14 protein-coding genes are annotated in these 20087 nt (G+C 40.5%); 5 read left to right on the forward strand and 9 right to left on the reverse strand.

What is annotated here, in order from left to right:
• Positions 1-15: 15 nt before the first annotated feature.
• Positions 16-1173 carry a tetratricopeptide repeat protein gene (locus N7U62_RS13435; protein ID WP_264138498.1) on the reverse strand — a complete coding sequence of 386 codons (1158 nt, stop codon included), beginning with the start codon at positions 1171-1173 and terminating at the stop codon, positions 16-18.
• Between the two features lie 160 nt (positions 1174-1333).
• Here N7U62_RS13435 and rimO point away from each other — a divergent pair, with 160 nt between their 5' ends.
• The 5 genes from rimO (at position 1334) to N7U62_RS13460 (ending at position 10982) form a co-directional block, all read left to right on the forward strand.
• Positions 1334-2656, forward strand: coding sequence for a 30S ribosomal protein S12 methylthiotransferase RimO (gene rimO / locus N7U62_RS13440; protein WP_264138499.1), 1323 nt, complete (start codon positions 1334-1336; stop codon positions 2654-2656).
• 74 nt (positions 2657-2730) lie between these two features.
• Entirely contained in the window at positions 2731-4287 is a 1557-nt protein-coding gene (gene bshC / locus N7U62_RS13445) for a bacillithiol biosynthesis cysteine-adding enzyme BshC (protein WP_264138500.1), read from the forward strand.
• Between the two features lie 62 nt (positions 4288-4349).
• Positions 4350-8405 carry a hypothetical protein gene (locus tag N7U62_RS13450; protein ID WP_264138501.1) on the forward strand — a complete coding sequence of 1352 codons (4056 nt, stop codon included), beginning with the start codon at positions 4350-4352 and terminating at the stop codon, positions 8403-8405.
• A complete protein-coding gene (locus tag N7U62_RS13455) occupies positions 8402-10261 on the forward strand; it encodes a hypothetical protein (protein WP_264138502.1) in 1860 nt (619 codons plus the stop codon). The genes N7U62_RS13450 and N7U62_RS13455 overlap by 4 nt, the downstream gene beginning before the upstream one ends.
• Positions 10224-10982 carry a hypothetical protein gene (locus N7U62_RS13460; RefSeq protein WP_264138503.1) on the forward strand — a complete coding sequence of 253 codons (759 nt, stop codon included), beginning with the start codon at positions 10224-10226 and terminating at the stop codon, positions 10980-10982. Before N7U62_RS13455 ends, N7U62_RS13460 begins: the two co-directional genes overlap by 38 nt.
• A gap of 6 nt (positions 10983-10988) precedes the next feature.
• Here N7U62_RS13460 and recQ read toward each other — a convergent pair whose 3' ends face one another.
• From recQ to N7U62_RS13500, 8 genes are all read right to left on the reverse strand, one after another.
• Positions 10989-13121 (reverse strand): DNA helicase RecQ, encoded by a 2133-nt coding sequence (gene recQ / locus N7U62_RS13465; RefSeq protein ID WP_264138504.1) that lies wholly within the window; start codon positions 13119-13121, stop codon positions 10989-10991.
• 100 nt (positions 13122-13221) lie between these two features.
• Positions 13222-14016 carry a transporter substrate-binding domain-containing protein gene (locus N7U62_RS13470; RefSeq protein WP_264138505.1) on the reverse strand — a complete coding sequence of 265 codons (795 nt, stop codon included), beginning with the start codon at positions 14014-14016 and terminating at the stop codon, positions 13222-13224.
• An 11-nt stretch (positions 14017-14027) separates the two neighbouring features.
• Positions 14028-14708 carry a hypothetical protein gene (locus tag N7U62_RS13475; protein ID WP_264138506.1) on the reverse strand — a complete coding sequence of 227 codons (681 nt, stop codon included), beginning with the start codon at positions 14706-14708 and terminating at the stop codon, positions 14028-14030.
• Positions 14709-14853: 145 nt separating this feature from the next.
• Complete coding sequence (gene typA / locus N7U62_RS13480) at positions 14854-16632, reverse strand: translational GTPase TypA (RefSeq protein ID WP_264138507.1); 1779 nt, start codon at positions 16630-16632, stop codon at positions 14854-14856.
• A 114-nt stretch (positions 16633-16746) separates the two neighbouring features.
• Positions 16747-17322: a YqaA family protein gene (locus tag N7U62_RS13485; protein ID WP_264138508.1), complete on the reverse strand. Its 576-nt coding sequence runs from the start codon at positions 17320-17322 to the stop codon at positions 16747-16749.
• A gap of 20 nt (positions 17323-17342) precedes the next feature.
• Positions 17343-18071, reverse strand: a complete 729-nt coding sequence (locus tag N7U62_RS13490; RefSeq protein ID WP_264138509.1) for a hypothetical protein — start codon at positions 18069-18071, stop codon at positions 17343-17345.
• 43 nt (positions 18072-18114) lie between these two features.
• On the reverse strand, positions 18115-18993 hold the full coding sequence (locus tag N7U62_RS13495; protein WP_264138510.1) for a diacylglycerol/lipid kinase family protein: 879 nt from the start codon (positions 18991-18993) through the stop codon (positions 18115-18117).
• A gap of 68 nt (positions 18994-19061) precedes the next feature.
• Complete coding sequence (locus N7U62_RS13500) at positions 19062-20018, reverse strand: DUF3078 domain-containing protein (RefSeq protein ID WP_264138511.1); 957 nt, start codon at positions 20016-20018, stop codon at positions 19062-19064.
• Between the last annotated feature and the right edge of the window lie 69 nt (positions 20019-20087).

Consider the following 20087-nt stretch of genomic DNA (forward strand, 5'->3'; position numbering starts at 1 on the left):
TGTCATTGTTTAGGACTAAAGTTCCTTGAGATAATTCTTTGCCAGTTTATAGGACCGGTCTCCTCTGTCAGCCAAATGTTTCACTTGTTTGAAATAACCTTTGGCCTGATCAATATCTCCCCTCTTCATGGCTATTTCACCCAGATTCAGCAGAGAATAGATATAATACCCCATCTCCTGCGCTCCTATGGTATTACCAAAAACAATACTCTTGTTGTAGTACTCCTCCGCAGCGTCATAGTCTCCTCTGGCTGAATAAACCTCTCCCAGAAAAAAAGAAGCATAACGACCACTATTGGCTTCATAACCCGTATAGGCACTGTCAATTTTCATCAAGATATCCTTACAAATACGTTCACAGTTTCGGTATTGGCCATTGGAGTACAAGATCCGTGCATAGTACCGTTCGAAATAAGGATTGTTAGGAAATGTCGTGTGCAGATAATCAGACGTAAATAAAGCAGCACGTCTATCTTTCAGCTCATTGGCCTGAATACGCATCAAGAAATATTGTGCTTCTGTCCGGGTATAGAAAGCATTATTCGCCGCATCTTTCAATTGCTGAACTCCTAGCTCCTTGTCCCCGTCTTCGAAAAACATGATCAGCGGTTTCAGCATCGGGTAGTTCTCAGGAATCCACTCTATATAGTAGTTGTACAGGCCATCCCCGAAAAGAATCTCCGGGCTAAATTCAGCCTTGCCCCGAACCTCCTCCAGATATTTCATAGCATCACTGGCCACAGCCGCTGCTTTGCCCCAATCTCTTCTTTCAGAATACAAACGGCCTTTGAAAGCATAAGCCGCAGCTAGGACAAAAGCTCCTTCTATCTTGCTCCCACGGTCGTAGATATTTTCCGCCATCACAATGGCGCTGTCCATGTATATTTCGAATTGCTCGTCGTATTGTTCGTCATTGATGTTGGGCATGATGCGCCACCACTGGCTCAATCCCAGTAAAAAATATGGCAAAGGATGCCATGGGTATTTGCTTTTGATCCATCGGAATTGACTATCCGCTCTCCTGAATTCAAAATTGTACATGCTGTTGATCCCTTCTGTGGTTTCAATCTGCACATTCATATCTGTGAGCAAAACAGGAATACTATCAGTCGGCTGTGCCTTTGCCAACTGGGTCAAAAAAAGTAGGCTGAAAACAATGGCTATTTTATTCATATGCATATAGCGTCCATTCCAAAAATAGTACCGTTTTTTTGATTAGGGATTCGAAAGACCAAATATTCTCTTAGGGAAACCACTCAAACTTTAAAGTTTACGACAATGCTATGAACAGCCGATACGCTACCTTTGCCGATTCCATTAATTGAGGTAAGTAGTGAAGACAAAAGGCAGAAGAAAAGAAAAAGTAAATATCGTAACATTGGGTTGTGCTAAAAACCTGGTTGACTCTGAGGTAATCCTGACACAACTGAAAGGAAATGATATTGATGCGGTACACGAATCAAAAAAGAATGATGCCAATACTGTCATTATCAATACCTGCGGTTTCATCGAAAATGCCAAGCAGGAATCCATCGATACGATACTGAATTTTGTAGAAGCTAAAGAGCAGGGACATATAGAAAAAGTCTTTGTGACGGGTTGCCTTTCGCATCGCTACAAAGATGACCTCAGAAAAGAAATTCCAAACGTAGACGAATACTTTGGTACTACTGACCTAAAAAGTCTCCTCGCCAAATTCAAAGCAGATTACAAACACGAACTGCTTGGCGAAAGAATCACAACCTCAGATGCACACTATGCACATTTGAAGATTTCCGAAGGATGCGATAGACCCTGCTCCTTTTGTGCGATACCTCTGATGCGTGGCAAACACATCTCTCGTCCGATGGATGAACTCGTATCTGAAGCACAAAATCTAGTAAGCAAAGGAGTAAAAGAACTCCTTTTGATCGCTCAGGACTCTACTTACTACGGTTTGGATCTATACAAAAAAAGAAACCTGGCCGAACTGTTGGATCGACTATCTGATGTAGAAGGACTGGATTGGATTCGTCTGCACTATGCCTTCCCTACTGGCTTCCCAATGGATGTTTTGGATGTAATGAAAGCCAAACCCAACATCTGCAACTACCTCGACATCCCATTGCAGCATGGCTCATCGCGTATCCTGAAACTAATGCGTCGAGGAACAGATCGTGAAAAAACACAAAGACTACTGGACGAGGTTAGAAACAAAATTCCAGATGTCGCGATCAGAACAACATTGATAGCGGGGCATCCGGGAGAAACAGAAGAAGACTTTGACGAGATGATGAAATTCGTCGAAAGAAGTCAATTTGATCGATTGGGTGTTTTTGCTTATTCGCATGAAGAAGACACACACTCTGGCACCATGGATGATGATGTCCCGGAAGAGGTAAAAGATGCTAGGGTAGATGCGTTGATGGAGCTACAGGAAGGAATCTCAGCCGAGAAAAACCAAAAGAAAATTGGGAAGACTTTTAAGACCTTGATAGACCGAAAAGATGGTGAGTTTTTCGTAGGAAGAACTGAATACGACTCTCCAGAAGTGGACAATGAGGTGCTTATTCAAGCGGATGACCATTACCTACGCATCGGTGATTTTGTTAACGTGGAGATCACAGATGCAGAACCATTCGACTTATACGGTAGGCCTTTGTTCGGGAAGAAGTGAAATTGATAGGCTTTTGAGTATCCAAATCTTATTTACTCCGTAAGCACATCTATCAAAAAGAATTGAATCGCAGCATGCAAAGCACCCAAGTAGCACTCAAAGACACAAAGGCATTTTCATCATCATTTATCGACTACATCGAAGGCCATGAAGCACTCAAGCCTTTCTATGGCCTTTCTCCTACTATCGAATCATTTGAGGCACAAATTGGGAAGAAAAGCTACTCCGAAAAAAATCGCTTGACGCTTTGTCAGGTGTTAGAAGAACAATACGAGGGTTATGAAGTAGCACCCGCTCTGGCCGCTAATCTTTCTGACCTCTCTCAGAGCAACACCTACACAGTGACCACCGGTCACCAACTCAATATCTTCACAGGACCACTTTACTTCATCTACAAAATTGCCACAGTAGTCAATGCCTGTAAGGAGCTGAAAGCAAAATATCCAGACTACAATTTTGTTCCTGTCTACTGGATGGCATCTGAAGATCATGACTTTGAGGAAATTTCTTACTTCCATCTCTTTGGAAAAAAGTATCAATGGGAATGTGATGAAAAAGGAGCAGTAGGTCATATTGCCACCAGTAGCCTTGACAAAGTGCTCGAAGAACTACCAGAAAAAGTAGAGCTCTTTGAAAAGGCCTATAAAAACCACAGTAATTTGGCTGACGCGGCCCGATGTTACGTCAATGATCTTTTTGGTGAAGAAGGACTGGTAGTAATCGATGCTGATGACGATAGGCTTAAGTCACTTTTCGCTCCACAAATCAAAGATGACCTACTCAACCACACAGCAAATCAACTCGTAGAAAATACCAATTCGGAACTGGATGCTCTGGGGTATAAAACGCAGATTTTCCCAAGAGAAATCAACTTTTTCTACCTCGATGATGGCATCAGAGAGCGAATCATCAAGGAAGACAACACCTACAAAGTCAACAACACTGAGTTATCGTTCAGCGAAGAAGAAATCCTTGCCCTGTTAGATTCTAACCCGGAAAAGTTCAGTCCAAACGTAGTGATGCGTCCACTCTATCAAGAAGTAATTCTGCCAAACCTCGCTTATGTAGGTGGTCCTGCAGAGGTTATCTACTGGCTGCAACTGGGTAAAGTATTCGAACACTATAAGACAGCTTTCCCAATCCTACTACCAAGAAATTTCGCCTTAGTAATTAACAAAGCTTCTCAGAAAAAGCTGGACAAATTTGATTGGGACGATACCGTACTTTTCCAATCTACAGATGATCTTCAATCGGCCTATGTAAACGAACATGGCAATGAAGAGGTAAGTCTGAATGGAGAATACCAGGAGCTAGAAGCGGTTTTTAACCAACTCATAGAAAAAGCCGAAACCATCGATGGCTCACTCAAGGGTTTCATCTCTGCGGAGCATGCCAAAGCGGCCAAAAGTATCGACAACATCGGAAAGCGATTGAAAAAATCCGAAGAACGCAAGCACGAAGTGGAGCTCAATCAAATAGCCGGCATCAAAGAAAAGCTGTTTCCCGGAGGCGGATTGCAGGAGCGTCACGACAACTTCCTCAATTTCTATATCAACAACCCTGATTTCGTGAAAGAACTGTTAGCCACTCTCAAACCTTTTGATTTGAGCATGCATATCTTGAGAGATTAGAATTTGCTTTTGATGCCACAATATAGTTTATTTGAACATTTAGTGTCAAGTAAATCAACCTATTGAAGAATCTTAATCTAGTCTTCCTTCTTTTTCATTTCCTATCGGTACTTCCGTCCTTATCATTCTGTCAGGGTTTTGATTTAAACACCATACATTTACCGGAGAAGCAAATCGACAGAGGATCAGATTTTGGAGCCACAGTTGCAGGGAACAAAGATTTTCTCATTATCGGTGCCCCATCAAATAATCAATATGGATACAAATCAGGCATAGCATACTTGTATGTCCGCAGTGAGACAGGATGGGGTGATGCAATTCCAATCGAACCAGACAGTATTCAAAGAGCTGCAAGTTTTGGATACTCTATCGATATTGAAGATAACATACTTGTTGTTGGGGCTCCGGGATACTGGACCACCGAGTACCCCAATTCTTTAGGTAGGGTCTTTATTTTTCAAATCGAAGGAACCACCATCCAGCAAATAGGTGTCTTAAGAGCATCTGAAACTATTAGTTATTGTGAACTTGGCATTCAAGTAAAAATAGAAAATGATGTAATTGTAGCTTCCGCTGCTCGTCAGCACCTAGGAAATGTAGGGCAGGGTCAAGTTTTTGTATTTGAAAGGCCAGTAACGGGTTGGAATGACATGACCGAAACTGCCATTATGGAACCTTCAAACCCTAATTCCCATGGAAGTTTTGGAATTTCCTTAGACTTACAAGGAAACACCATAGTTGCAGGTGCAGGATATTCTACCAATACTGAACTAGGCAACCCTGGTGCAGTCTATGTTTTTAACAAAAAAGGAGAAAATTGGGTTTCAACTACAGAAGACACCTGTTTGTATTCAAGTAATGTTGACGATATTAGATTTGGTCATAAGATTCAATTAGAAGGAAACACACTTTTTACCTCATCAGATTATCGGTTTGTCAATCGACGAGCGCAAACTCCTCACTTATATGTATACGACTTAAGTCCTTCAAATTATTGTGGTTTATTGGCTGATCTGTCTTTAAGCGATGAACCAAAGGAATCTAAACATGCTTCTCCTTCCTTGCAAGACTTAAAATTTTATCAGGACACAATATTTTGGGGACTTTCCAATATTGGAGAAGATCAACTTGGCAGGGTAATGGTCTATACACAAGAAGATGGACAATGGGCATCTAAGACCGAAGATAGGCAAATATTATTTAGCGAAACAAATTTAGAAAAAAACTACTTCGGTGCAAGCCTCGAAATAATAAACGACACACTCATTGTAGGAGCTCCACGAGACAGAGAAGGTGATCATGCTGGTAGTGTAAGTATGTTCAGAACATCTGACCTTTCAAAAATTGAGACTCTTGCAGAGTCTGACAGTTCTGCAATATTTCATAAACTTGGCAATCAAATCAGAGTTTCAGGGAATTATGCAGCAGCTTTAAGCTCAAATAGAAGATTATACCTCTACTCATTTAATGGCCAGTCTTGGGATCAAATAATGTCCATCACTGCACCAGAAAATTACTATTTTAGAAACCATGTAGATATATACGGGCAGGATGTAATAGTAAACATTAGTTCTAGCTCGGATGAATTAAGTTTTTTCACCTTTAGTATTCCTGAATTAATTGAAAATGCTGAAAATTTTGAAATCATCCAAACCGAAAACTCTAGCTCATCTAGCTGTTTAAGTCTTTCTTTAACATTTGAAGCCTTTGCGACCAGCAACCTCTCAGGTGAGGTTTTTACTTTTGAGAAAACAAAAGCCAATTGGCAACAAACTTCCAAAATCACCATTAGCGAGGAGGACAGCTATCGATTTGGATACGCATTACAAATTTCAGAAACTAATCTATTCATTCAAGCACCAGAACATCTTGACACCTCAGGCCAGCGAGGTGGGGTGCTTGTTTATAACAAAAATAAAAATGGATATTGGTCATACCAGTCAACCATTATTGACCCAGATAATGAAACAAAGTATATAAACTTGTCATTTGGAAAAAGCATGACAGTATTCGACACTATTCTTTTTGTCTCCCGTTATTCGAATGTTAGAAATCAAAACAGTATTTATCTGTATAATTTAAATGACCTCAATGACCCCATTCATCAAATTTCAGATACAGATAGTACACATTTCGGAATGGAATTGACCTACTTATCAGGGCATTTAATTTCCTCATACCAAGATGTGCAAAACTCCGAGTATATAACTGTACTTGCGCTAGATGATGAACTATCACTTGATGAAACAATTAAAATCAACTATGAAGGTTCATCCAGTGCAATGTTTGGAAACTCAATATCATCATACAGTAATCACCTGTTGGTAGCGGCTCATCAAGAAAACAACAGCCATGGAGAAAGTGCAGGAGCTATCTATTTTTACAAAAAAAATAACAACTATATAAAAAGAGTATATACTGAGTCTCCCAACGGCCAATATGGGCCAGGAGAGAGCGTTTCTATCTGCATTGAATACGCAGAGCCCGTTGATATCGCTGAAGACTCATATGTTCTACTTCAATTAAAAAATGGAACATCAAAAGCCTATTATCGTTCTGGATCGAACTCGAAAATTATCAAATTCTCTTATATGCCACAAGTTGGGGATTATACTGATGATCTTGCAGTAAACAACATTCATGCGCTCTACGGAGAAGTTAAAAACACTGACGGAAATCTTGGTGTATCCAACACTCTTCCACCAAAAGGAACTACAAATTCATTATGCGGAAGTGCCGAAATTGAAATAGCTGCCAGACCACCAATGGCCACTTTTACAACTAGTAGCCGTTTCGTGAATGCTCCTTTTTCCATTGCTCTATCATTTGACAAACCTGTCTCTGAACTCAGCATGTCAAATTTCAATATTGAAAATGGAGAGCTACAAAGTCTAAATAGGATTACTGATAAAACATACGAGTTGCAGATATCTCCAATTGTAGAGGGCATTGTCAGCTTTGAATTAGTCGAAAACTCAGCCACTGATAAATATGGCTTAGTCAATGAACGACTTGTTGACTCAATAGAATACGATATTACTCCTCCAATAGTAAATCTTTCATATTCAATCCTAGAAGGTAACTATTGGTTCGAAATTGCAATCGCAGGAAACGAAACGCTTGATGAGATTTCTAAAAACGCCCTAATTCTTGAAAATTTAAGCCTAACATCCTTTTCAAATGACTCTATCAAAACGGTTAACGCCATAAAGATTGATCAAAGTTTAATTAGTAAAGTGACACTTGGGGAAATCAAAGACTTAGCGGGAAACAATGCACAACCAACGACTTTGGTTATTGACACTATAGAGCCGACAGTCACATTAAGTTCAAACTCAACACTGATCAACGGGCCGATTGAGATCGATATCCTTTCAAGTGAACCAGTTTCTCAGATGACAGCTGAAAATTTCGAATGTGCAAATTGCGATATATCTAACATTACGAATACCAAAGCACTTGTTACACCCACCAACACAACCGGCCCTGCTACAGTTCATTTAAAGGGAAACACGATTTATGATAACTTCGGTAATTCTAACAATCCTAGTAACACCTTGCATTTCCTTATTGATATGGTAGCTCCTAATGCTACGTTTTTTAAAGTGCCCTACCAAGATCAACAGACCTCCTTATTTTTAACGTTCTCTGAAGAGGTAACACCTCTCAATGAAAATCACATTCATGTCTTTGGAAGCTCAAATATCAGCATTTCTTCTTTGGGCAATAACACCTATGTAATTGTCGCTCCACTCTCAACGGAAGAGTTTCGAGGCTTCAACCTAAGAAAGGAGTCTATTTTCGACTTAGCGGGTAACCAACTACACTCTTTGAAAAATCAGGATACATCTATTGAAGTTCTTTCAGTTAAGGAAAAAACAAACCCAACATACATAGTGAAGACTGTCTCATCAGGACTAATTATAAAAACAGAAACCCCTCAATACAAAAACGGTCAACTAATAGTGTCAAATACTAGAGGACAAATTTTAATCAATAAGCAAGCCAATTTTATTAATGGAGAATTCATTGATTCAAGCATCCTGAATGAAAAAATGGTACTAATAAAAATAGTATCAGAAGATAGAATATGGATTAATAAAATAGGACTTCATTGAATTTTTACGAATTGAAATACATTGTGAAACATATAATTTTCCTCTTCTGGGTAGCTTGCTGTGTTTTTAGTTGCACATATCAACTGGATGAAATATACTTCGAAGAGATAGACAACTCCAATGTCTCAATCCCATCAGTTGATTTTTTCGCATCTGAGGATACACTGTATATTAGAAACTCCCTGCGGTTAAGCATACCCATTAACCACCCAGAGGAGTTAGCCAACTTAGAAGTAAGTGTTGGTAATGAATCTCTAAATTCATATGAGAACTCAAATACGGCATACATAAATATCGATCCCAAGGATTTTGAGACTGGCATTCATACGCTTACGCTCATCGTCGAAACTCACTCTCGTACAGGTAGTCTAGGTGATATCTTAAATTTAGAAAAAATTCGAACTACATATCAAAAACACATAATTATTGACAATAACCCAATAGTCAATTTGGTAAAAGGCTTTGAGGTTATTGACGGGATACTTCATCTAACATGGCAACCATATACTGACTACAGTTTTGAAGAGATTGAAATCTCTGGTAATCACGTAACTCACACTTTAATTGACAACCCTCAGATCGACAAAATAGCAATACCTGAGTATTATGGGGGGCGGACAACTCTTAAATTCACACTTAAGGCGAAGAACGAAACTTTAACTGAAAGAGTGTCGTTTTTCGATTCACTTCAACTTTCGATTGAATACGAAGATGAATATTTAAAATTAAATATGCCGCCAGTTGTTTATGAAAACTATGACGGTCTAATTCTTGAACTCTCCAACGAGTTTAATGATAGCATTTCCTATATTGAGCTAGATGAAATAAGTTTTGAAGATTATATCATTCCTGTTTCCAATTACTTCCCGGTAGATATGAAAGCGAAAATTTCCACAAAAAACAGCTACATTTTTTCATCTTCCCATATCAGTACCTCACATTTTACTAGAGAAGTTCAAAATTCTTTCTTTAACAATACCATGTACTTTATCAATGATAACACAGTTATAGAGTATGGCTTTGATGATCCTGATAGATATGTCGAAATCCGAGACAAAAACAGTAATGAGTTACTCAAAAGAATAGAAGGAAAGGTTGCTCTTTCCCAAGACGGAAAATTATTATATCAAATTACAGACAACTTATTGATACAATATAACCCACTAAATGGCAACACTATGGGCGCCATTGAATATAATAATCTTGTAACATTAGCAGCTTCTCCAAGACATATTTATGCCAGCACTGACGGATATCTGCTTATATATAATAGCTATCCACCATCTAGTTCTCCTTCCACTACTTGGTGGAATCAAGTTCACCTATTGAATATTGAAGATAGGGAGCTAGTATACTCTACAGATGTAGGCTACAATATTATCTCACACACAGGCACCTTACTTTATAACTCAGGTCATTTGTCCTCTAAGGGCTCCTTCTTTGCTCATGGAATCAATGGAAATTCTGAAAGCTCTAAATTAGTATTCTTTGATCAACCAAATAAAAATGACTTTCTAGGAACAAAAACATCTCTTCTACTCTCAGAAGACGCTTATATATCCATTGACGATAAAAGCATTAGTAAAGTGCGGTATAAAACAAATGAAATCGTTCTTTCAGATACTTTCAGTTCTCAATTACTTAACCTATTCTCCAATGGTATGGATAAATGTGCCGTCATACTTGAAACCGGTATCAACACATACGACTTGGTTGTCCTAAGTACTGTTGACTTTTCTGTAATACAGCGGAGAAGTCTCAACCCTTCTTTGTTAGAAGCGCACATGAAATTTTGTTCAAACACGTTGCTGATTGCTTATGAAAACACCAACTATTATTGGAACATTGAAGAATAAAATATGTTTCGTTACTTTAATTCTCATTGTAGCATCAAGCTTCAACAGCTTTGGCCAATTGAATATTGAAGCATCACTAGGGTACCACACATACGATATGTCCATGCTAAAGGAAGCCCAAAATGAAGGTCTCAGCACCATTCCTTTTAACGCTCAAATAACCGATGATTTTCCATCGTACTTCGGCTATGACTTCCTCGGGTATTACTCTTTTAACTCTGTCTCTAAATTACAATTCGGTATAGGACTTCTATTTAATTACACCTCAACCGGAGGTAGAATTAGCTATAGCGATTATTCTGGAACATTTTACGATGATCAGCGACTAACAAGAACAGGTAGTGGTGTGTTTCTGACTTTAGAATATTTGAATTCCGATAGATTTACTCTTTCCTTTGATTGTACACCTACACTTACTGTTAGTACAATGGACTTAATTTACCATTTAAATATCTATAAAGAACTATATGAGCACCACAGCCTTGAGGCTCAAAGTATAGGTCTAAACATACACCTAGGAGTAAAATCTAAGGTGTACGTTTATAAGAACATTTACACTTTTGGTAAAATTGGATACGAAATTGACGCTTTAGAAAGCAATATGTACGTAACTGGAGAGGGGGACATTTACCTTACTAATACTGAAGGAGATCCCATATATCCTAATTGGACTGGATTGAGGTTTAGCTTGGGAATTGGGGGCAGTTTGTTCAGGAACTAACCATTGTTAACCTTTCGTCTTCTTATAAACCGCCATCGCCAGCCTCAATTTGTAATAGGGTATTTCCTCCTTAAAATGATCAAATAGAGGCTTAAGCTTATCGGGTTCTCCCAGTTCCTTGATGGCGGGTATGATTCTATTCTCTTCTGCCTCAGTCAGGAATTTTCGCATTTCTACATCCTTGCCCTGCTCATACAGCGTGGCTATGTGAGAGTAAATCGTCACGATATTGAGCTGCCGTTTTCCAGCAATCTCATCAGGACTCAGCCCCTCTTTGAGCAACTCGAATGTCACGATATGAGTGGCTCCTTTTACTTTCTCCCCTTGCTCAGTTTTTTCTTTGATGTAGGCAATGACCTCACGAATGAAACGATCTCCGTACTGATCTACCTTGCGCTGACCCACTCCTGAGACCTCCAGCAATTTATCCTCATCCGTCGGTCGCTGTGAGGCCATATCCTCAAGAGTGGCATCATTGAAAACCACATAGGCCGGAACAGCCTGCTCCTCGGCAATTTTCTTCCTCAGGGCCTTAAGACGTGCAAACAACTCATTGGCTTGCTGCTCTGATTTTTTCGGCTTGGCTTGAGCCAGTCGCTGCTTTCTTTCATCCAAGCTTTCTGGCTTAGTGATCTGAACAGGAACCTCTGCCTTTAGCGCTCGCTTACCTAGCTCAGTGATCCGTAGTGCATTGTGCTGATCAAAGGCAATCTCCAACAACCCTAGATTCAAAAACTGTCCAATGAAATGCTGCCATTCGAAATAGCTGTGCTCCTTTCCTGCTCCGTAGGTCTTGATCTCATGTAGCCCCAACCGAAAAACTTCCTGTTGTTTCGAGCCTCTCAGAATATCGATGAGCAGTCGCATCCCTACTTTCTGCCGAGCCCTCACTAGAGCAGAAATCGCCTTTTGTGCTAGCACAGTTCCGTCCATAAACTGCGGCGGATTACGACAAACATCACAATTGCCACAGTCCTTTTCCAGCTGCTCACCGAAATAGCTAAGCAGCACTTTTCTACGACAGGTAGTAGCCTCTGCATACTGCTGCATGCGCTGCAACTTAGCCTCCAACAAAGGCTTCTGCGGACTTTCTTCTATGAATTGTTTCAGCTGAACCACATCTCCATAACTGAAAAACAATAATGTTCTGGAGTCCAATCCATCCCTGCCTGCCCGGCCAATCTCTTGATAATAACTCTCCAGATTTTTCGGTAGGTTGTAGTGAATCACCCATCTCACATTCGACTTGTCAATCCCCATCCCAAAAGCAATTGTCGCGCAGACGATCTTCAAATCATCTCGTATGAACCTTTCTTGGGTTTTGTCCCGGACGTCCGAAGGTAGACCCGCATGATAAAAATCCGCATCTATCCCCTTCGCCTGAAGCTTTTCAGCTACTTGCTCACAGCTCTTTCTACTCAGACAGTATATGATCCCGGACTGATCTGGCGCCTGATTGATTAATCCTATGATCGTTTCCAGCCTCCCCTGCGCTGGCCTTACAGTCAGATCTAAATTGGGGCGATCAAATGAAGCCAAGAAGGTTTTAGCCTCTGGAATCCCCAACTGACTGGCAATATCATTTCGAGTCGCTTTATCCGCAGTAGCAGTCAGCGCCATGATTGGGGTCTGTGGAAACTGCTTTTTCAGAAAATCGAGCTTGGTATATTCGGGACGAAAGTCATGCCCCCACTGCGAGATACAGTGAGCTTCATCTACGGCTATCAGATTCAGATGAACAGATTGTAGAACATTGAAGAAATTACGGGTAAGAAGTTTCTCAGGAGAGACATAGACTATCTTCACCTCCCCTTGCATGAACTCCTCTTCAATTTTTTGCTGATCCTGAGCACTCAACGAACTATTCAAAAAAGCAGCAGAAACCCCATTTTGCTTTAAAGCCTCCACCTGGTCTTTCATCAATGAGATCAAAGGAGAAATCACAACTGCTGCACCATCCATCGTCAGAGCCGGCAGTTGGTAGCAGATCGATTTCCCCCCTCCGGTAGGCATGATCACCAGCGAATCATTACCCATCATACAATGATGCACCACCTCCTCTTGAAGTGGGCGAAATTTATTGAAACCAAAAACATCTTTGAGAATCTGTTGGGCTTTATCGGCAATAGCTGTTGTCATGGCTGGCAAAGTTGATGAGGAAAATACCAAAGGTAAAAATTATAGGGTACAAAAAAAGCAGCCCGTTACCAGGCTGCTCATGTCGTTGTTGGATTTGTAGTTATTTCAATTGCATCAACCAATAGGGGTTTTCAAACCATTTTTCTTCCATGATTTCCAAAATACCCGAGCGCTCCAGGGATTCGATGTAGTTATCTACAAGATTCACAAAAAGGGCATCATCATTAGGTAAAGCAATGCCTATTGGCTCTATTGTCATGGGGCGATCCAAAATCACCATGTCTTCATTGGGAAATTTGAGCATGGCATAGGCACATGTAGGGTAATCTGCGATCATCACATCTGCTTCATTATTTCTTATCTTCTCGATGGCGATATCAAAATTCTCCACCAACTCTAATTGCACCTGCGTCAGATACTTTTCTGCAAATTTTTGGCTTGTTGAACCTTTCAGGGTCACCACTTTGATGTCTGAATTGATATCCTGTGGATTGGTCGCGTTGGACAAGACCTGAGATTTCGTCAAGATCGACTTACCCGAGATCAAATAGGGCCCAACAAAAGCCGTTTTTACATTTCTACTTGGCGTGATGGTCATTCCTGAAATCACCAAGTCTACCTTTCCTTTAGACAAACTTGGTAGCAGCTCACCAAATGGCATCTCTACTAAGGTCAGTTTCAAATCCATAGAAGTAGCCAATAGGTTAGCCAGATCTACATCGAATCCAATCAACTGATCATTTTTATCTTTCATCGAAAATGGTGGTTGAGTTCCTGTTATTCCTATTTTCAACTCTCCACTTTTTACGATTTTGCTCAGTTTTTCCTGGGCTACCAGACTGCTCGAAACACCCAGCAGAACAGCAATTAGCAGATATATTTTTAGGGTTTTCATCGGTATAGATATTAATTTAAGATTTTATTTTCCTTTAGGTCTTTCAATAATATTTTGGCATATCTGGCCGCCAACGTACGTATATTAGATGATTCTAATACCTGCGATTGCCCAGTGTAGATGATACCAGTCTCTGTTTTGGCATCTGGACTCAAATCATACAATTGACACTCTATGATATAGCGTGTTTCTTCTGTATAGTAACCGGCGTCCTGCCATCCATAACCATAGCCACCATAGTATACATTATAACCATAGCGATAGTTATAGTAATTGTACATGTCGTAACCATATGGACCATAAGCATAGCCCGTATTACCAGGGTGGTATTGCGTCTCTTTCTTTTCGTCGACTGTGCTGGCCATAATCACCAAGTCAAAATTTTCCTTCTTGATGATACGTTGCATGTCCTCGTTGGAACTAATTTCATAGCTGGGCGGGATCAATGTCATTCCATGCCCCGCCGGGTAGCCTATTTCCATCAAAGCGTCCACGAGAGATTCCTCAAAAGCTAATCGGACATCCAGGCGCTGAAACATTCCAAAAACCACTACTTTTTTGAATTGATGAGGTTCATAGGCAGGACTTGTCCAGGACACCAATGAAGGGCTACATCCAGAAGTAGCCACTAGTATTAATAATATGAGTGATATGCCCAAATATCGAAAGGCAGACGGCTTGTAGAATAGCATGTGCTACTTTTTACGGGTTTGGTTCGATTATGAGTAGTGAAAATAACAAAAGTGATCGGAACGTTGAACTTTTGAGGGATATATATAAAACAAAAGGCAACTCATTAGCTGAGTTGCCTTTCGAATTTCATATAAATATTAGCGCTTAAGGCTTGAAATCTATCTTTCTCATACGAAGAGAAACCGGAGTTACCTCTACATATTCATCCTCATTGATGTATTCCAATGCTTCCTCTAAAGAGAATTTTTTAGCTGGAATAATCTTGGCATTGTTATCTGATCCAGAGGTTCTCATGTTGGTCAACTTCTTACCTTTCTGAATATTGATGGCCAGGTCATTGGCTCTAGAGTGCTCTCCGATCACCTGACCTATATAAAGATCCTCTCCCGGATCCACGAAGAAAATCCCTCTGTCCTGAAGTTTATCAATCGAATAAGCAGTACCCGGTCCAGTCTCCATAGATACCAAAGATCCATTTTGTCTACCAGCAATATCACCTTTGTATGGCTCGTAAGATTCGAAACGGTGAGTCATTACTGCCTCTCCAGCTGTTGCCGTCAAAACCTGATTTCTCAATCCGATCAATCCTCTCGCAGGAATATTGAATTCCAGGTGCTGAACATCGCCTTTTGGCTCCATTACAGTCAACTCGCCTTTTCTCTTAGTCACCAACTCGATGGCTTTACCTGAAGTTTCTTCTGGCACATCGATCACCAGGTGCTCGATTGGCTCGCATTTCACTCCATCAATCTCCTTGAAGATTACCTGAGGCTGACCTACTTGCAATTCATACCCCTCTCTTCTCATCGTCTCGATCAATACAGACAAGTGAAGTACACCACGACCATAAACCAGGAATTTATCCTCCGTATCGGTTTCCTGTACACGTAGGGCAAGGTTCTTTTCAGTCTCTTTCATCAAACGATCTCTCAAGTGTCTTGAGGTCACGAATTTCCCTTCCTTACCGAAGAAAGGAGAGTTGTTGATCGTGAAAAGCATGTTCATGGTAGGCTCATCCACTCCCACTCTCTCTAGTGGTTCTGGATTATCAAAATCAGTGATGGTATCGCCGATTTCGAAATCTTCTATACCAGTCACAGCACAGATGTCACCGCATCCGACAGTCTCTACACTTCTCTTGCCCAGACCTTCGAATATATGCAGTTCTTTAACTCTTACTCTCTTTACAGAACCATCTGCTTTGGTTAAGCCCAAGCTTTGCCCAACAGAAATTGATCCCTGGTGAATTCTGCCAATCGCGATACGACCTGTAAATGAAGAGAAGTCCAAAGAAGTAATTTTCATTCTTAGTACTCCTTCATTCTGCTCAGGAGCAGGGATTACGTCGATGATAGTATCCAACAATGGATTTACGCTGTCCGTCTCAACTTTCCAGTCGGTACTCATCCATCCATTTTTAGACGAACCATATAGCGTAGTAAAATCTAATTGCTCTTCAGTAGCTTCCAGGTTGAACATAAGGTCAAATACTTCCTCATGTACCTCGTCAGGTCTACAGTTTTCTTTATCTACTTTGTTGACCACCACTACTGGCGTCAATCCCAATCCAAGCGCCTTGCTCAATACAAATCGAGTCTGTGGCATGGCACCTTCGAATGCATCTACCAAAAGGATCACCCCATCAGCCATACTCAATACACGCTCTACTTCACCCCCAAAGTCGGCGTGACCAGGAGTATCAATGATGTTGATTTTTACTCCTTTGTAGTTAACGGATACGTTTTTCGAAAGAATGGTAATCCCTCTTTCTCTTTCAAGATCATTTGAGTCCAAGATCAACTCATTGTTGTCTTGTGACCTTTTAGCGTCATTGGCCTGAGCCGCATAAATGATTTTGTCAACCAATGTAGTTTTGCCATGGTCAACGTGAGCAATAATTGCTACGTTTCTGATTTCTGTCATTCTTTCTAGTATTGCAAATTTGGCGCAAAGCTACGCCTAAATATTGATATATCACCGACTTAATGTTCAGGCTTTTGAAGAATTAATCCTACTTCTGACTTTGCCGGACGGTTCTTAGATCTTGTCGACTTGCCAGATCACATAAGCATAGATAGCAAAACGTGCCAGGCGACTCAATCCGATTAGTAGAAAATTTGAAGTTTTGTAGCCTACCGCTCCGGTAATCATACATATGGCAGAAAAGGGAATGGGAGTCACTGCAGCTATGAAAATCATAAATCCTCCAAAACGCCGAACATTGCGTTCAAGCTGCACACTCATACGCTCTTTAATTTTTCGATAGACCTTAAAATTGCTGAAGCTGCGACCAAAGTAAAAACCAATCACGCCTGCTGCGTAGGATATCAAAGACAATATCAAAGTATATAACACATAATGAGCAGCTCCTCCCTGATGCAATGACCATATCATGAATAACTCCGGAGGAATAATTCCAAACAGTACTTCGGACAAAGTGAAAGTGCTAAAAACCAAAATAGGCTTATCCGCAATCTCTTCCATGAACTGGTTGTACCAATCCTCGAAATACGACTTGGCTATCCAAAATACCACTACAATCAATAGGAGCCAAACCAGCCCTTTGATCAGATTGGATACCAGATAGCGATATTTGCTATTTCTAATCTTCACTTGTCCAATAAGATAATGGATTAAAATTCTTCGAATTTTTCATCTGTATCCGCCAGAGATGGCGCAGGAGTGGATGGAGTATCATCACTTTCAGATTCTAAAGCATCTGATTCCTTTGCTTTGAGATCCTCCTCGGTACCAATTGACACATTCCAATAAGGGTCCTCTAAATCATAGTAGTTGTTGTTGTATTGCGTCAGCATGATTTTCACTGCATAATTCAACCGATTCAGGGCATCTGTTTGATAGTCCTTTCGGTTCATGGGATGAAAGATGAAAAATTTAATGATCGGAAAAGCTTTCTTTCTCAATTCACCTAAAATAGACGGGATCCTAATGTCGTCACTGTTTTCTGCATTACTGATCCGATCAATGGCTTCCTGACAATACAAGGCCATTCCTGAAAGCAAATCAAAGTAAGGCCACACCTGACCATTCTTACTATTCTTTAGCTCAGCTATATATTCTTCACAAAAAACTCGCAAAATACTGAGCTGTGGTACACATAGCGTAGGTTGCGTATAGACATTAGGTTGCCAGAGAATCTCCCGAAATGTAAAAATGGAAGGCAAAAGCTCCGTATCATAGTTCTCTTCCTTTTTCAGATTCTGAATATCTTCAGACCCTAAACGATCGATCACAATGCCGCCTGCCACCAATTCATAGACCCATACATTTCCCTGCTCAGCGCCTTTGGGCTCTGGTGCCATTTCCATAAACTCCCAAATTTCATTCAGGTCTACCCTCATATTTTGCTAGTGATTCCGAACAAATATATCCAATCCAAGGCATTCATTTTTTTGGTACGAGGATCTTCAATGATCGAGGTAAAATTTCTACGCGATTTTCCTCCAACAAACCAATCGGCTCTCCATCCAAATGCCCACAAGTAAAGGTCGTGTTGATTTCAATCTTATTGGCGCGTTTGATCTCGACCCCATGTCCATTCTTTAATCTTTTGGTAAAAAGCTTGAATGCAAAAGTCAAAGCATTCCATCCTTTCATGGATTTAACAATGACTACTTCTAAAAAACCATCACTGCTATCCGCATCTGGAGCAATGTAAGCATTGTTGCCATACTGACTGCCATTAGCGATGCTCAATAGGAATGCTGATCGATTGAGTACCTTTCCATCCAATACCAATTCAACTCTTTGTGAATCAAAACCCAAAAATTCTCTGACAGTTAAAAACAAGTAGGAGAAAAAGCCTCTCTTGCCATGCGTATCAAACACATGGGCAATATGTGCATCAAACCCCACACCTGCCACATTCAAGAACAAGTTACCATTGAATAGTGCCGTATCCATACTTTCTATAGTGGCATGATTCAGCATATCCAGTGACTTCCTAATATCAGATGCCCAACCTATGTGATAGGCCAACCCATTGCCAGAGCCCCTGGGGAGTATTCCCATAGGGACTTCCGAATGAATCAAGCCTTGAGCTACCTCATTGATAGTGCCATCGCCACCTACAGCTATCACCCAGTCTAGGTTTTCTTCTGTAGCCTTGTGAGCACGCACCGTTGCATCTCCCCTTTCGGTGGTATAGTACAGCTGCCATTCAAACTTATCCTGATCCAACACTTCCTGAATCAGACCCTCTAAATCCAACTGAGCAGCGTTCCCAGAGATAGGGTTCGCGATGAAAAGTATCTTTTTTCTCACTATTGGTTTTTGATTAAAAACAAAAAAGACCAGCAAAAACCGGTCTTTAATTTCTTTGTCAATTGATATTAACTTCTTTTCGCTCCGAACTTATAGGAAAGGCCTAGGCCCACAACGGATTTAAATTGCCATCGGTCTTCTTCGGTACTCAGGTCAGGATCTCCATTGATGTCATTTTCATAAAACTTAATATCGTAATCGTATATAGTCTGTAAAAAGACAGAGGCAGAAAAGAAATCATTCACCTTCAATGTCAATGCATTTTCCCAGTTCACATCGATTTTCTCAGGGTTTTTCATGTAGTTTGAGAAGAGTAAGAGGTTAGATACCAAAGTGGTATTCTTCATAATCTCTTTATTGAATGATGCTTTGACTGTTGCACCAAATTCATAACGAACCTGCTGACCTGTACCAGCTATGATCACGCCATTATTGTCTCTATCGGCCCCTTCGACACCAAAAGAACCTAAATCAGCCAACCTCTGATCCATTACGAAAGTAGTTTTACCCGAAAGTGGTCCAATAGAAACGTCAAAATAATCTGTGGGCTTATAGTCAAAACCAATAGTCGCTAACAAATAGCCTGGAGCCATAAATTTAGAAATATAGTTATCAGGATCATCCACGTTGTACCCTTCAGCAAATTGCGTCCGAAAATCCAACATGGCATTGTAATACCATTTACTCTCACCGATCTTACTTCCGTATTGTGAGGTTAGGATAATCCTATCATCCGCTTTTTTAAGATCAGAGCCACTCTCCTGAATAAAGCCGAACCCCATGTCAATGGTATTTTTCCAGACGGTACTTCCCTTTTTAAAGTCGAAAAAATAGTTAAAAAAACTACCCCCAGACCAGCTATCAACCCCACCGGCTGACCAGTTTGCTAGAGTAGTTGCATTAGCAGTCAAGCTTACTGCTCCTCCTTTCTTCCAATAGGTAGTGTCTTTCTTTGCTTCTGATTCTGTCTGTGAAAAGCCAATAAATGGGCAAGCTATTAATAGGGCGAGAAGATACCGTTTCATGATTTAGATTAATTGATTAACAAATACGCGACGAAATTAGCCCAAAATACGAAAATGTCTATTTATCTC

It is taken from the genome of Reichenbachiella ulvae, from assembly GCF_025833875.1.
In the GTDB taxonomy this organism is placed as follows: Bacteria; Bacteroidota; Bacteroidia; order Cytophagales; family Cyclobacteriaceae; genus Reichenbachiella; species Reichenbachiella ulvae.